Annotated in this window: 15 protein-coding genes; 5 read left to right on the top strand and 10 right to left on the bottom strand. The window is 57.2% G+C overall.

The genetic code is table 11. The features are described from left to right. Window positions 1-554 precede the first annotated feature (554 nt). The gene (locus ABFB09_RS03585; RefSeq protein WP_346999945.1) at window positions 555-1,811 is read left to right on the top strand and encodes an MFS transporter; all 1,257 of its coding nucleotides are present in this window, start codon (window positions 555-557) and stop codon (window positions 1,809-1,811) included. Here ABFB09_RS03585 and panC read toward each other — a convergent pair. The 6 genes from panC to surE all read right to left on the bottom strand — a co-directional run bounded on the left by panC (window position 1,798) and on the right by surE (window position 6,583). Beyond that, window positions 1,798-2,631 (bottom strand): pantoate--beta-alanine ligase, encoded by an 834-nt coding sequence (gene panC, locus ABFB09_RS03590; protein WP_346999947.1) that lies wholly within the window; start codon window positions 2,629-2,631, stop codon window positions 1,798-1,800. The two genes, ABFB09_RS03585 and panC, sit on opposite strands and share 14 nt — an antisense overlap. After that, window positions 2,618-3,463, bottom strand: a complete 846-nt coding sequence (panB, locus tag ABFB09_RS03595) for a 3-methyl-2-oxobutanoate hydroxymethyltransferase (RefSeq protein ID WP_346999948.1) — start codon at window positions 3,461-3,463, stop codon at window positions 2,618-2,620. Before panB ends, panC begins: the two co-directional genes overlap by 14 nt. Before the next feature lie 9 nt (window positions 3,464-3,472). After that, window positions 3,473-3,850, bottom strand: a complete 378-nt coding sequence (gene panD, locus ABFB09_RS03600) for an aspartate 1-decarboxylase (protein ID WP_346999951.1) — start codon at window positions 3,848-3,850, stop codon at window positions 3,473-3,475. Further along, the gene (locus tag ABFB09_RS03605) at window positions 3,847-4,716 is read right to left on the bottom strand and encodes a DUF2520 domain-containing protein (RefSeq protein WP_346999952.1); all 870 of its coding nucleotides are present in this window, start codon (window positions 4,714-4,716) and stop codon (window positions 3,847-3,849) included. The genes panD and ABFB09_RS03605 overlap by 4 nt, the downstream gene beginning before the upstream one ends. A 167-nt stretch (window positions 4,717-4,883) precedes the next feature. Then, a complete protein-coding gene (locus tag ABFB09_RS03610; protein WP_346999954.1) occupies window positions 4,884-5,783 on the bottom strand; it encodes a cysteine synthase family protein in 900 nt (299 codons plus the stop codon). 8 nt (window positions 5,784-5,791) lie between these two features. Then, the gene (surE, locus tag ABFB09_RS03615) at window positions 5,792-6,583 is read right to left on the bottom strand and encodes a 5'/3'-nucleotidase SurE (RefSeq protein WP_346999956.1); all 792 of its coding nucleotides are present in this window, start codon (window positions 6,581-6,583) and stop codon (window positions 5,792-5,794) included. Between the two features lie 121 nt (window positions 6,584-6,704). On the opposite strand from surE, the gene queA reads away from it, so the two are divergent. Continuing rightward, window positions 6,705-7,742, top strand: a complete 1,038-nt coding sequence (queA, locus tag ABFB09_RS03620; RefSeq protein ID WP_346999957.1) for a tRNA preQ1(34) S-adenosylmethionine ribosyltransferase-isomerase QueA — start codon at window positions 6,705-6,707, stop codon at window positions 7,740-7,742. Window positions 7,743-7,758: 16 nt separating this feature from the next. On the opposite strand, the gene ABFB09_RS03625 is transcribed toward queA, so the two are convergent. From ABFB09_RS03625 to ABFB09_RS03635, 3 genes are all read right to left on the bottom strand, one after another. Beyond that, window positions 7,759-8,841 (bottom strand): ABC transporter permease, encoded by a 1,083-nt coding sequence (locus ABFB09_RS03625; protein WP_346999958.1) that lies wholly within the window; start codon window positions 8,839-8,841, stop codon window positions 7,759-7,761. Further along, window positions 8,838-9,731, bottom strand: a complete 894-nt coding sequence (locus ABFB09_RS03630; protein ID WP_346999959.1) for an ATP-binding cassette domain-containing protein — start codon at window positions 9,729-9,731, stop codon at window positions 8,838-8,840. The genes ABFB09_RS03625 and ABFB09_RS03630 overlap by 4 nt, the downstream gene beginning before the upstream one ends. A 176-nt stretch (window positions 9,732-9,907) precedes the next feature. Further along, window positions 9,908-10,507: a zinc ribbon domain-containing protein gene (locus ABFB09_RS03635; RefSeq protein WP_346999960.1), complete on the bottom strand. Its 600-nt coding sequence runs from the start codon at window positions 10,505-10,507 to the stop codon at window positions 9,908-9,910. Window positions 10,508-10,593: 86 nt separating this feature from the next. Here ABFB09_RS03635 and hpt point away from each other — a divergent pair, with 86 nt between their 5' ends. From hpt to ABFB09_RS03650, 3 genes are read left to right on the top strand one after another with little or no spacing between them, the layout of a single operon-like run. Beyond that, the gene (gene hpt, locus ABFB09_RS03640) at window positions 10,594-11,133 is read left to right on the top strand and encodes a hypoxanthine phosphoribosyltransferase (protein WP_346999961.1); all 540 of its coding nucleotides are present in this window, start codon (window positions 10,594-10,596) and stop codon (window positions 11,131-11,133) included. Further along, window positions 11,126-12,811, top strand: a complete 1,686-nt coding sequence (gene ade / locus ABFB09_RS03645) for an adenine deaminase (RefSeq protein ID WP_346999963.1) — start codon at window positions 11,126-11,128, stop codon at window positions 12,809-12,811. The genes hpt and ade overlap by 8 nt, the downstream gene beginning before the upstream one ends. Window positions 12,812-12,829: 18 nt before the next feature. Next, entirely contained in the window at window positions 12,830-13,537 is a 708-nt protein-coding gene (locus ABFB09_RS03650; RefSeq protein ID WP_346999965.1) for a phosphoribosyltransferase family protein, read from the top strand. Window positions 13,538-13,560: 23 nt separating this feature from the next. Here the strand turns inward: ABFB09_RS03650 and ABFB09_RS03655 are convergent, their stop codons facing one another. Then, complete coding sequence (locus tag ABFB09_RS03655) at window positions 13,561-14,307, bottom strand: pseudouridine synthase (RefSeq protein WP_346999967.1); 747 nt, start codon at window positions 14,305-14,307, stop codon at window positions 13,561-13,563. Between the last annotated feature and the right edge of the window lies 1 nt (window position 14,308).

Genomic DNA, 14,308 nt, shown 5'->3' on the forward strand with positions numbered 1-14,308 from the left:
AAACCGTGGGTGCGGGCGTTCTGATTGCCGGGTTGAGCGCCCCGGCGGCGAGGCATAGCGGATCCCTCTTCTTGACTCAACAAGATACTCCTGTTCTATCTTTACTAATCGCAGTATATAGAATAAGGCCGGGAATGGCGGATTGTCAATAGGACTTTGGCGGGTTTGGAAAATATATATTGAGCTGTCAGCTGTCAGCTTTTAGTTTTTGGGGTGGGGGGATAACCACGTTAAACTTAGTGTAACGCACACTTAACCTCATCTCACGCTCTACCTCACTCACCTACCCTAATGCTGTAATAAACAATGCCCCATAATCTTGCTCCGTATAACGCTGTCACTGACGGTCACAGCCGTTCTCGGCAACGTGGCCGGCTGCCGTCAGCCCGCGCCCGAACCGCTGTACCGCGGTGAACAGTTAAAGGTCGCATAGGATGACAAAGGGCGGTAGGGCAGGGCAAGTTACGCGTTATGCTCGTTTGGCAGCACCGAGATCGTTTCGCCGGTGGTTCCCCGATTTATCATCATCGGCAACTCTCTGTTACTATATGGGCATGACCGCAGCAGGCGAACAGCCTCGTATCGAACACCCCCAATCCGGGCGCGAAAAGAAACTACTTGGCGTCCGTCCCAATGTGTTTTACCTGGGGCTGGTAAGTTTTTTCACCGACGTCTCCAGTGAGATGATCTTTACCCTGGTGCCGCTGTTCCTGGCTAACGTGCTGGGGGTGCCGCCGGCGGTGATCGGCCTGGTCGGCGGTGTTTCCGACAGCACCGAAGCGCTGGTCAAGATATACAGCGGGCGGTTGGCCGACCGGTTCCGGCGTTACAAGGCGCTTTCGGTGGCCGGTTATGGGCTTTCGACGCTGGCCAAGCCGTTCATGTACCTGGCCAGCCACTGGGGCATGGTGCTGGGAGTCCGGTTCGCCGACCGGCTGGGCAAGGGGCTGCGCACCTCTCCGCGGGACGCGCTTATCGCCGCTTCCGTAGAACCGAAGGAACGCGGGCGCAGTTTCGGGCTGCATAAGGCGATGGACAGCGCCGGCGCCTTCCTGGGCCTGTTCATCGCCGCCGGGGTGATCTACCTGACCCAGCGGGGCGCGGTGGATCTGACCCAGGATACCTTCAGACTGCTGATCGTTATCGGCATCATCCCGGCTATCATCTCGGTGATCATTTTAGCGACTAAAGTGAAGGAACCACCGAAAGCGGATCAGATCGGGGTCGAAAAGATCGGCTTCCGGGCTACGGTGAGCGGCATGAACCGGGAATTCAAACTGTTTCTCCTGGTGCTCGGTATTTTTACCCTCGGTAATTCCAGCAATTTCTTCGCTATCCTGAGGGCTCAGAATTTGGGTAATTCGGTACTCGACATAACGCTGATGCTGGTGGTGTTCAACATCACCTATTTCCTGTCCGCCACACCCGCCGGAATTTTGTCCGACAGATTTGGACGGCGGCGGTTGATGATGGCGGGGTGGGGTATTTACGCCCTGACTTTCCTGGGATTCGCCGTCGCCGCGGAGAGCTGGCATATCTGGCTGCTGTTCGCGGTCTTCGGCGTTTATTACGGTATCGTCGAAGGAGTGGCCAAGGCATTCGTAGCTGACCTGGTCCCTCAGGAGAAACGGGGCACCGCCTTCGGGTTGTATCACGGGGTACTTGGTTTGCTGCTGTTGCCGGCCAGCCTGATCGCCGGTTTCCTGTGGCAGGAAGTCAGCCCGGCCAGCCCCTTCTACTTTGGGGCGGCTCTGGCATTTGCGGCCATGGTGGGGTTGGCGGTGCTGGTCAGACCGGCTAAGACAATATAATGTTGTCGATCAACCGCGTCCGGCCTATCCTGACCGCCAGCGATATCAGGGCAGGTTTGGCGACGAAAGTGAGTTCCTCAAGGCTGGAGGCGTCGGCGACGCTGACGTAATCGATACTCGCCAGGGGTTCGGTGTTAATGAGATCGATCATCCGTTGTCTGACGATGACCGGGTCTCTCTCTCCCGCGGCGATCAGGTCTTCAGCCAGGCGAAGCGAGCGATAGAGAACCGTGGCCGCCTGCCTCTCTTCAGTGGTGAGATAGCTGTTCCGGCTGCTCATGGCCAAGCCGTCTGCCTCCCGCACCGTCGGCATCACGACCACCTCGACCGGGACGTTCAGGTCGGCCACCATCTTCCGGATAACCGCCACCTGTTGAGCGTCCTTTTGTCCGAAATAGGCGCGGTGCGGCTGGGCCAGGTTGAAGAGTTTGAGCACCACCGTGGCCACGCCCTTGAAGTGACCGGGGCGGACGGCGCCTTCCAGGCGGTCGGCGATCCTGCCGGGCAATACCAGGGTGTCGGCGCCGGGGGCATACATTTCCTCGACGCCCGGCAGGAAAACAGCGTTGGCGCCGGCCGATTCGAGCAGTCCCAGATCCCGTTCGGTGTCCCGCGGATAATTGTTGAAGTCCTCGGCGGGGCCGAACTGGGTGGGGTTGACGAAAATACTGACGACGGTATGATCGCATTCGATAATCGATCGCCGAACCAGGGAAAGATGACCTTCGTGCAGGAAACCCATGGTCGGCACCAACCCGACGGACCCCTTAAGCCCGCCGCGGTAATCCCGAAGCTCGCCGATAGTTTTAAGGACTCTCATCTTCCCGTTTCAAGTCCTCGATGACGGCTTCTTCCATGGTGAAACTCTGGTGCAGGGTGGGGAAACTCCCGTTTTTAACATCGGCGGCATAGGCGGTGACAGCATCGGCTATCAGGTCGGCGAGCCTGGCGTACTGGCCGGCGTGTTTGGGCACGAAATCGGTGAACAGTCCCAACAGGTCTGAAATGACCTGCACCTGGCCGTCGCACCCGGCGCCGGCGCCGATGCCGATGGTGGGGATGGTGATCTTCGATGAAATGTAGGCCGACAGTTCCGTAGGCATGGTCTCAAGTACAACCGCGAAAGCCCCGGCTGATTCCAGTGCCCGGGCGTCGGCCAGGAGTTTCTTTGCCGCCTGGAGGTTCCGGCCCTGGACCTTGTAGCCGCTCAACTGGTTGACCGATTGGGGCGTCAGGCCGATATGGCCCATCACCGGTATGCCGCAATCGACCAGTTTTCTGACCTTATCGGCCACGGTGACGCCGCCCTCCAGTTTGACCGCCTGGGCGCCGGCCTCCTGGATGAAGCGGGCGGCGTTGCGGAGGGTTTCTTCGACGGTGATGTGATAGGTCATGAAGGGCATGTCGGCCACGACCATGGCTTTATCGGTGCCGCGGACGACGGCTTTGGTATGGTGGATCATCTCGTCCATGGTCACCGGAATGGTTGATTCATACCCCAGGACGACCATACCCAGGGAATCGCCGACCAGTATCACCGGGATCCCGGCGCGGTCGACGATTCGGGCGGTGGCGTAATCATAGGCGGTGAGCACGGCGAATTTCTCGCCTTTCGCCTTGAAATCCCGGACCTGCTGAATGGTGGTTCTCATGGCTTCCTCCTAAAAGAAAATCGCTCCTATCGCCTGTTTCACGGAGGTGATCCGGTTCTGCTCATTCACATACACCAGCTTGGGCATGTGACCGGCGAGGTCAGCCTCTGCCACCTGATCGTAGGTCAAAATAATGACGATGTCTCCCTTACAGGCGCAGCGGGCGGCGGCGCCATTGAGGCCGATCTCACCGCTGCCGGCCTCACCCTCGATGACATAGGTGGCGAAACGGGCGCCGTTGTTGAGGTTCAGCACCTGCACCTGCTCAAAAGGCAGGATGTCCGCGGCCTGCAGCAGGTCCCGGTCGATGGTGATGCTGCCCTCGTAGTCCAGATCGCAGCGGGTGACCCGCGCCCGGTGAATTTTGCTGTGTAACATCGTTCTCATAGATTGATCTCCAGAAGTTCTTTCATTATGGCGGCCTGATCCGTGTCGATGCCGCCTTTGGCCACCGCCAGGGGAATGGTATTCAGACCCAGAACACGATAGACATCGAGCGCCCGCGGGGACTTTCCCCTGAGAGCCGCGAGGTGCCGGTTTACCGTACCGGTATCGCCCCTCGATATGGGGCCGGTGAGGCAACCCGGTACGCCGATGGTCTCTACATTGTCGATGGCGCCCCGGACCAGCGGCAACAGAGCGGCCACAGCTTGTTCCCGCGTGCCGAAGTCTTTCCACAAACCGGCGGCGAGATCCAGGAGAGTCACCAGGTAATTTGAAGCCATGACCGCCGAGGCGTGGTACAGCACCCGGTCGGTGCCGGACAGTTCGACAGGCCGCCCGCCAAGCTCCTGCGCCAGGCTCCGTAAAATCCCCAACAGCGGCTCTTCGGACTCGATGGCGAAGGTGATGCCGGGAAGAATTGCGGCGCTGTCGATCGACCCTACGCTTTGCAGGGGGTGGAAAACACCGGTGACAGCACCCTGCCGGCGCAGGGGTTCGAGTACATCGACCGGGTCCGCCGCCGAGGTGTGGCAGACCATTTTACCGGGACCCGCCTTGATCGATGCCGCGACACCGGGTATGGCTGCATCAGGGGTGGTGATGAAGATCAGGTCGGCGGCATCGGCGACGGATTGGGGATCGATACCGGCCGCGGCGGAAGGCAGCCTGGCGGCCAGTTTTTCGGCCGAACCCAGGCTACGGCTGGCGATGGCGTTTACGGTATAACCGGCATCGGTCAAACCGAGCGCCAGCGCCGTGGCGACCTTCCCGGCTCCGGTGAATCCGATTTTCAGATCTCTATCCGGCATGGAAACGTAAATGCCTCCCCGGCAAAAGCAGAGAAGGCATCCTTCCGGGCTTATTGCCGTCTCGTTCCTTCAAGGGGATACAAGCGGACTGAATATGGATATATTATACCCGATGAGACGTGATAATGGAAAAGTTGGAGCGCAGACCGGGAGTAAAAGAGGGTTAATTATTCATCGAATAGTGTTGTACTAAGGTATTTTTCTCCCCTGTCCGGAAAGATCACCACGATTGTTCCTGAATCTATGCTTTTGGCAGTTTGAACCGCCGCATACATCGCGGCGCCGCTGCTCATACCGACGAAAATCCCCTCCCGGGCTACAATTTTCCTGGTCATTTCCTGTGCCGCCTCAGACTCGACCATCACCGTAATATCGATCTGCGAGGGGTCGTATATCGAGGGGACGATAGCTTCTTCCATGTTCTTCAACCCTTGAATATAGTGCCCTCTCACCGGATGGGCGCAGACCGTTTTGATTTGAGGGTTGTGTTCCTTTAGCACCTTACCAACTCCCATAAGAGTGCCTGAAGTTCCCAAAGAGGAAACGAAGTAGTCTACCTTACCGCCGATCTGTTTCCAGATCTCTTCTCCCGTAGTCCTGTAATGGGCGATCTTGTTGTACTCGTTGGAAAACTGATCCGGCATGAAATACTTCTCAGGATGCTCTTGAACCAATTGCCGGGCTTTGATTATCGCGCCGTCCGTACCCAGTTTTCCGTCGGTTAATGTCACCTTTCCGCCAAAGGCTTTGATCATCTTGATTCTTTCAATGGAAACGGCACTGCTCATGACGATCTCGACATCATAGCCCTTGACCGTGCCGATCATGGCCAGGGCCACCCCGGTATTGCCGGAAGTGGGTTCGATGATCGTTTTGCCCTTGGTTAATTTGCCTTCCATTTCAGCCTGCCGGATCATGCTTAAGGCAATTCTGTCCTTGATACTTCCGGTTGGATTGAAGCCCTCGAGTTTGGCGTAGATAGTTACATTCTCGTTGGGACTTAAATTGTTGATCCTGACGAGAGGAGTGTTACCGATAGTCTGGAGAATATTGGCAGCAGTTTCCATACTACTCCTTAAGTCGATGGCTTGAGTACACGAAGCCTGTCGAACCAATCGTCGCATAAGGCCTGAAGACCGTCGATGGCCGGTTTCCGGAACAGGTTGGCGTGAAGTTCGGTGACGGAAATGCAGTCCTGCTCGATAGCCTTGATATCGGTGTCTTCCGCGGCCTCGAAATCCAGCTTGCGGCGCACCAGCCAGTAGAACTCCCGCCGTCCGTCGTGGCCTTCCTGCACGGTGTCGATATGGGTCTTGTGCGCCAGGTTGGTGAGCCGAATCCCCTTGATCCGTTCCAGCGGGATATCCGGGGCGTTGACGTTCAGAAAGAATTCACCCGAGAGCCGGCCCGAGGCGATGTCCCCGGCGATAATGGCGGCCAGGCGTGCCGGGGTCTCGTGGTTGGTGGATTCGATATTGAAGGTGGAGACGGCCATAGCCGGGACGTTCCGGAGGTAAGCCTGCAACGCCGCGCCGACGGTGCCGGAGATCAGCACGTCATCGCCGAGGTTGGGGCCGTTGTTGATGCCCGAAACCGCCAGACCGACCGGTTTTTGCACGATGCGTTCCAATCCCAGGATCATGGCATCACCGGGCAGTCCTTCGGTAGCCCAGCAATCCACGCCGGGCAACTGGGAAGCCACCTTGCCCACTCTTAGCGGCTGGCGCAGGGTCAATGCCGTGCCTGTGGCGCTCTGTTCCCGGTCGGGAGCGACGATGGTGACCGGACCGATCTGTTTCAGGTGAGCGGCCAGGGTCCACAATCCCGCGGAATGGATACCGTCGTCGTTGGAGATGAGTATCTTCATAAGGGGCTAGAATATCACAATCGAAACGGGCGGTAAACCTGAGCGGCGGCAATCCCGACGGACCAACGATGCGCCCGACCCCATGGCACCGGCAAGCTGTTTACCGCTATAATTAGCCGCTTTGAAAACATCCGATTTCGACTACCACCTGCCCGAAAAGCTGATAGCTCAAACACCGGCCGAACCCCGCGACAGTTCCCGCCTGCTGGTGCTGGATCGGGAAAGCGGCACCACCGCTCATCGCCGCTTCGCCGATGTCGTCGATTACCTTCAGCCGGGCGATGCCCTGGTCTTCAATGATTCCAGGGTAATTCCCGCCCGCCTTTACGGCCGTAAGAAAGATACCGGAGCCAGTGTCGAGGTGTTGCTGCTTATCCGGCAGGGGCTCAACGAATGGCAGGCGCTGATAAAACCCGCCAAACGCCTGAACGCCGGGGCGGTCGTCGAACTGTTCGATAAGAACGGGGCGATCAGCGGCGTGACCTTCGAGATACTGGCGAAAGATGATGACGGTACCGCCTCTTTACGCTTTTCCGATGAGAACCGGCTGGCTGAACTGGGCATCTTGGCCTTGCCGCCCTATATCCATCATCAGCTGTCGGAATGGGAATCCGAGCGCTACCAGACGGTTTATTCAAAAGTGAGCGGCAGCGTGGCGGCGCCCACCGCCGGGCTCCATTTCACGCCGCGCCTGCTGGAGCAAATCGAGGCCAGGGGCGTCAAACTGCTGTTCGTGACCCTGCATATCGGCCTGGATACCTTCCGTCCGGTCAAAGAGGAAGACCCCTCCCGCCACCCGATCCACAGTGAATACGCCATACTACCGCCGGAAACGGCAGAGGCGATAAATCACGTCAAAGCCGCCGGGGGCAGGGTGTTCGGCGTCGGGACATCGGCGGTGCGGACGCTGGAGTGGGCGGCGATGACCGGCGGGATGCCGCTCAAGCCGTTCGAGGGATGGGTGGAGCTTTTCATACTGCCGGGATTCGAGTACCGGGTGATCGACAAACTGATCACCAATTTTCATTTGCCTAAAGGCACGCCACTGATGCTGGCGGCGGCTTTCGCCGGTTGGGACAAACTCAAAGCCGCTTATGATGAAGCGGTCGCCGGGGAATACCGGTTCTTCAGTTTCGGCGACGGTATGTTGATACTTTAAGCCGGCGACCACGCGGCTATTCCCAGCGGAAGAAACGCACGGTGAGGATCATACATACGATCAGCCATGCGACCAGTACCAGGATATCGACGCTCATTGGATATAGGGGAGGGGAACCTACCATCACTTGCCGGAAAGCGTCTCCGAGGTAAGTCAGTGGCATAGCTGAGATCACGGGACGGATGAAGTCCGGCATAATTTCCACCGGCCAAAAAATACCGGATAAGAACATCATGGGGAAGGATATCAGGTTGACGATGGGGGTGGCGCCCTCGACCGTCCTGACCCGGGCGGCCACCACGTAACCAAGTGCGATGAACACCAGGGTCCCCAATACCACAAGACCTATCATCATGAGCCAGCTGCCCAGAACTGGAACACCGAATACCAGGTTGGCGATGATCAACAGGATGGCTGCCTGGATCACCGCAAGTACCAGCCGGAAAGCTAATTGGCTGATGACCACGGTGGAGCGGGAAAGGGGAGTGACGCCCAGGCGTTTGAGGACTTTCTTTTCACGCCATTCGACTAGCGGTAAGACACCAAAGAGGCCGCTTTGCATGATGGACAAAGCCAGGATGCCTGGCACGAAGAAATCGATGAATCTCAGGCTGGTGGACAGGATCGATTCTTCTGAAAGGCTCAACAGTACCGGCGCTTGGGTCAATTGCCGGTTGAATTCATCGACGATCTGACGCATGACCGGGAGGATGATCTGCGACGTTTGAGTTTGTGATGGATCATGATAGAGGGTCAGAGCGGCGTTATTGCCCGCGCCGATAGTCGGTTCGATATTCTCAGGTATGACGATGACGGCGGCCAATTCGCCGTTTTTCAAAGCATCGATCGACGCTTCGAGACTGTCTTCGGAGATAGTAAAGATAGGAACACTGCCAATGGCTTCTGCGATATTTTGCCCAATCGGTGAATCATCATTATTCACCAAGCCGACACTATAGTTGACGGAGTTGTCGCCGCCGAAGACCATGCCGAAAAGGAATATGAAGATCAACGGGAAGGCGAAGGTAAAAAAGACCGCTGTTTTATCGCGGAAGAACTGCTTGAAATTAGCGATGATCAATTGCTGCATGGCTTTCATTCGCGGATCTTCCTCCCGGTCAGCTTCAGGAATACGTCTTCCAGGGTTGCCTGCCGCACGCGGAGGTCTTTGAGTTGGGAAGTGACGTTCTGCACTTCAGCGTATTTCAAAGTGGCCGACATGGTGGCGGGGATATCGTTGGAGTATATGACGATGTCATTAAGATCAGTCGCCACGCTGATGGCGCCGGGGAAACTGAGCAACAGTTCGTCCGACGGCCGCGGATCGAGTTCGAATTGAACCGCCTTTTCCTTGAAATTGGCGTTGATAAGGGCGCGGGGGGTATCCAGGGCGATGATCTTGCCGTGGTCGACGATAGCGATGCGGTCGCACAGGCGCTCCGCCTCTTCCATGTAGTGCGTGGTCAGGAAGATGGTTTTGCCTTTGGATTTCATGTCCTCGATAACTTGCCACATACCACGACGTACCTGGGGATCAAGGCCGGTGGTCGGTTCATCGAGAAAGGCGATCTCCGGGTCGTTGATGAGCGCCATAGCCACCGACAACCGCTGCAACTGGCCGCCGGAGAGATTCTTGACCAGCACGCGGCGGCTTTCGGTTAAAGAAAGCAGTTCCAGCAGATCGTTAATGGGAAAGGTACGCGTGTAGAAGCCGCTGAAAACCACGAGCAGTTCTTCGACGGTGAGCGACGGCATGAGAGCCGGCGTTTGCAACTGGGCGCCGATTCGTTGCTTGATGGCGTTGGAAGCCTTGGAAGCGTCCATGCCAAGGACGGTCACCTTCCCTGAATCCGGTTTACGGAGCCCCTCGATGATTTCAACGGTTGTGGTCTTGCCGGCGCCGTTGGGACCCAGCATGCCGAAGACCTCACCCTGTTTGACGTTGAAACTGAGACCGTCCACGGCGCGGATGGGTCCGTAAACTTTCACTAGATTTTCGACTTGAATAACCAACATCATACTCCAAGATAAATAGGCTTGAATCGCCTCGATGATTAATTATACATATTAGAGATAGTATAACAAAGAAATATTCTGCGAAAAAAATTGAGAGTCAAAAAAACCGATGACAATAACACAAATGAAAAGATATCTGGAAATGAGAGTTAAAGCGCAATGATGATGGCAAGTATAAGCAGCAACCCGACTATAATCGTACCGGCGATGAATAAATAGATTGGGGGGATGTCAGTCAGGAAACTGGATCGGTCGAAACCGGACCGGGCAGCTTTATATGTTGGTGTAGGCGTGGGTACTGGACGGGGGCGTTCCATGACCGGCATCGCTTCTTCCGGCAGGTCGGAATGGGCAGCCCATTGCTTATAGAGTTTCTTGAGCTTGGGATCGGTGATGATCTGCCGCTCTTCTCCCGGGGCACTCGATGCGATAGCCGCGGGTGCTTTTTTGGCAGCGGCGATTTCGGCGGGGGTCGGGGGCGTTTCCTCAGGCATTTCCATGCGGATCGATTCCTGCGGCCCGCTCAGCGGGACGCCGCAGGATGGACAGTAATCGAACGGCGCCGAGAGCCCCTTGCCACACGACGGGCAAAAACTAGCCCGTGACCTGGGGTTGGCGGCCGGCGGCGTTTCCAATTTGTTGCCGCAATTGGGGCAGAATTTTGTCGGTACCGATGACGCGGCGGTGTCGATGCTGGTATGGCATCGGGCACAGGTGATTTTGGTGTCGCCCATATCTGAAGCGTTCATTAACGCGGCTATTATAGCACGCCTTAATACCCGTGGGAACAATTATCGGTGGACAGATTTACGGTTGGTGATTATAATTCAGGGCTGTGACCAGCCGCTACAGTCTGAAGCTTTTGTATCCCCGCGACGAGATCGCCGGAGAGGTGCGTCGTATGGCGGAGCGTATTTCGGTTGATTACGCCGGAAAGGATCTGTTGGTTATCGGTGTACTGAAAGGCGCGGCTATTTTCCTGTCTGACCTGGTGCGGGCCATAACAATCCCTGTTGAGTTTGATTTCATCGGACTGGCCAGCTACGGCGACAGAGTGACGAGTTGCGGCGAAGTGAAAATAACCGCATATCCTACCTCGGCGATGGAAGGCAGACATCTGCTGGTGGTTGAAGACATCGTCGATACCGGACTATGCGTCGATTCCCTGCTGAAATTCCTGAAGGAACGGAATCCCGCTTCATTGAAACTATGCGCTTTGCTGGATAAACCGGTCAGGCGGCAGGTGCCAGTGAATATCGATTATTCAGCTTTTACGATTCCGGATAAATTTGTGGTGGGATACGGACTGGATTACGCTCAACGATATCGCAACCTGCCGGGGATCCATACACTGGAGGAGGCTGCCGATGACTGATGAGTTGCGACGGCGCATCCGGGTGGCCAGGGGTGAAGAACCGGCTGATCTCCTGTTCCGGAACGCCCGCGTGGTCAACGTTTTCAACGGTGAGATCGAGGACGCTTCGGTAGCCGTATGCGACGGAGTTATAGCCGGCGTAGGCGACTATGAAAAAGCCCAGGAAATCATCGACCTGCGCGGCGCCTATATCATTCCGGGGTTCATCGACGGGCATACCCATATCGAGAGTTCCATGCTGGATATCCGGCAGTACGCCCGCGCCGTAGTGGCCCGGGGTACCACCGGTCTGGTGACCGACCTGCATGAATTGACGAACGTCGTCGGTATCGACGGTATCAAGTACATACTCAACGCCGCCAAAACCTTGCCGCTGGATCTGCACGTCATGGCGCCGTCCTGTGTACCGGCAACGCACCTGGAAACCTCCGGCGCGACTCTGACGGCTGAGGACGTCGCCAGGGTGCTGCGGATGCCGGGAGTTATCGGCCTGGGAGAGATGATGAACTTTCCCGGCGTGCTTTTCGGAGATACCGGGGTGCTGGATAAGATAGAGGCGACGGGCGGCGGCATCGTCGACGGCCACGCGCCGGGACTTGGCGGTAAAGATCTGAATGCCTATGCAGGCGCCGGAATAAGCTCCGACCATGAATCGACCCGGATCGAAGAAGCCAGGGAGAAGCTGGCCCGCGGACTCCATATCATGATCCGTGAAGGTTCCACCGAGAAGAACCTGGCTGATCTGCTGCCCCTGGTCACGCCGCAAACCAGCCGCCGATGCATGTTTGTGGTCGATGACCGCAGTTGCGCCGACCTAAAGCGCGACGGCGATATGGACGCCATAGTGAGAAAAGCCGTCAAACTTGGACTGGAACCGGTTACAGCGATCCAATTAGCGACCATCAACCTTGCCGAGTATTTCGGGATGAGGTGGGTAGGGGCCGTTGCTCCCGGATACCGGGCAAATCTGCTGGTGGGCGATGACCTTGAACAAATTAACATAAGACAAGTTTATTGTGGGGGAAAACTGGCCGCCGAGAACGGTGAGGCACTGTTTGCAACCAGGGGCAAGGCGCCGGCAAAACTGTGCCGGACTATGAACGTCAAACCGTTCGGTGTTGCTGACCTGGCGATGGACTTGGTCGAATTGATGCCGGTGATCGAGGTGATCCCCGGTCAGATCGTCACCCGCTACCTCAAAGAAACACTCGATGTGGTGCCCGATCTTGAACGCGAGATGCTTAAAATCGTGGTTGTCGAAAGACACAAAGCTACGGGGAATATCGGCAAGGGTCTGGTCAAGGGTTTCGGCATGACGAGGGGAGCGCTGGCGTCCTCCGTCGCTCACGATTCCCACAATATCGTGGCCGTCGGCGCATCCGACGAAGATATATATGCCGCCGTCAACGAGGTGATCCGCATGGGCGGCGGCCTGGCGGTGGTCGCCGGGGGAGAGGTTTCAGCCCGCCTGCCGTTGCCTATCGCCGGGTTGATGTCCGACCAACCGCTGGACAAAGTTGTGGCTGCCCTCGAACGGGTGGAGTCCGCCGCCCGGGATATCGGGGTGAAACTGCCCGCCCCCTTCGCCGCATTATCATTCCTGGCTTTACCGGTGATTCCGGAACTTAAACTGACCGACCTGGGAATGGTCGATGTCGGCGCCTTCAAACTTATCTGAAAGCAGGGCTCTTAATTCATGGTCTACCGTCAACCCGCTCCCGATCCGCTGTTTGAAAACCGCTTTGACGCCGGTAAGCAACTGGCCGACAAGCTGATGGCTTACAAGAACGAGCCAACTATCGTGTTAGCCATTCCCAACGGCGGGCTGCCGGTGGGGTTGCAGGTAGCCCTGGCTATCGGCGCGGAACTGGATGTGGTCATTGCCCGGAAGATTCCCATTCCGTTGAGACCTGAGGGCGGTTTCGGCGCGGTGGCTGATGACGGCACCATGATCCTGAACAATGAAATCGTTAAATCGCTGGGATTGACCCAGTCACAGATAAACTACCAGGTGGCCAAGGTCAGGAACGACATCCAACAGCGCAGCCTGATCTACCGCGGCAGCCGGCCGTTGTCCATGGTGGCCGGAAAAACCGCCATCATTATCGATGACGGCCTCGCATCGGGCTACACAATGATGGCGGCGGTGGAATCCGTCAGGCGCCGCCGTCCGGCGCGCATCATCGTTGCGGTGCCGGTGGCATCCGAAATGTCGGTGCGCAAAGTGGAAAAGGTGGCGGACCGGGTGGTCACGGTGCACACGGCGCTCGTTCCCAAGTTCTACGTTTCGTATTTCTACCGCTACTGGAACGAGTTGTCTGATGACGACGGGCTGAAGTGTATTAAAGAATGGGAGATTCGGCGCTTCAAGCCCAATCTAAAGACGATCAACCAGCCCCTGTAAGTAACTTTGCCCGAACGATGCCGTTAACGCTGAAGGGAGCGGATCTCGGAAGGGCTGAGGCGCCGGTAGTCCCCTTCCCTGAGCGTTCCCAAATCAAGCGGCCCTATGCGGATACGCTTCAGCGCCCTCACCTGATGTCCCACCGCGGCAAAGAGCCTTCTGACGATACGCTTACGCCCCTCATGGATGATGATGCGGTAGTTGTAAGGCTTTTTGAGAACCGGATTGACCTTGGCCGCAGCGCTCATGCCGTCATCGAGTTCTATGCCTTTTTCAAGCTGCTCCACCTGGGAGGTTGAAAGGCCGCCGTCGATAGCCACCAGGTACTCCTTCTCCACCTCGAAGCGGGGGTGCGTCAACCGGTTGGCCAGATCGCCATCGTTGGTCAGCAGCACCAGTCCGGTGGTATCCTCATCGAGTCGTCCGACTGGAAACAGCTTGTAGCGGCCGTAGTCGGCGGGAATAAGATCGAGGACGGTGCGCCGGCCGTGGGTGTCCTCGGTGGTGGAGATTACTCCGGCGGGTTTGTAGAGCAGCAGATATACTTTATGCTGCCGGGCGATCTCTATGACCTTGTCGTCGAACACGATGACATCGGCAGGGGCCAGCGGCAGGGCAAAACTCTCGGCGACAACATCATTCACCTTGACACGTCCGGTCTTGATGGCAGCTGCCAGGTCGCGCCGGGAACCGAGGCCGGCGTCACGCAGTGTTTTTAAGAGAGTCCGGACGACCGGAGTGGGTGCCGAGTGTTTTTTAACGGGTGCCATG

It is taken from the genome of Dehalogenimonas sp. THU2 (assembly GCF_039749495.1).
Taxonomy (GTDB): Bacteria; Chloroflexota; Dehalococcoidia; order Dehalococcoidales; family Dehalococcoidaceae; genus Dehalogenimonas.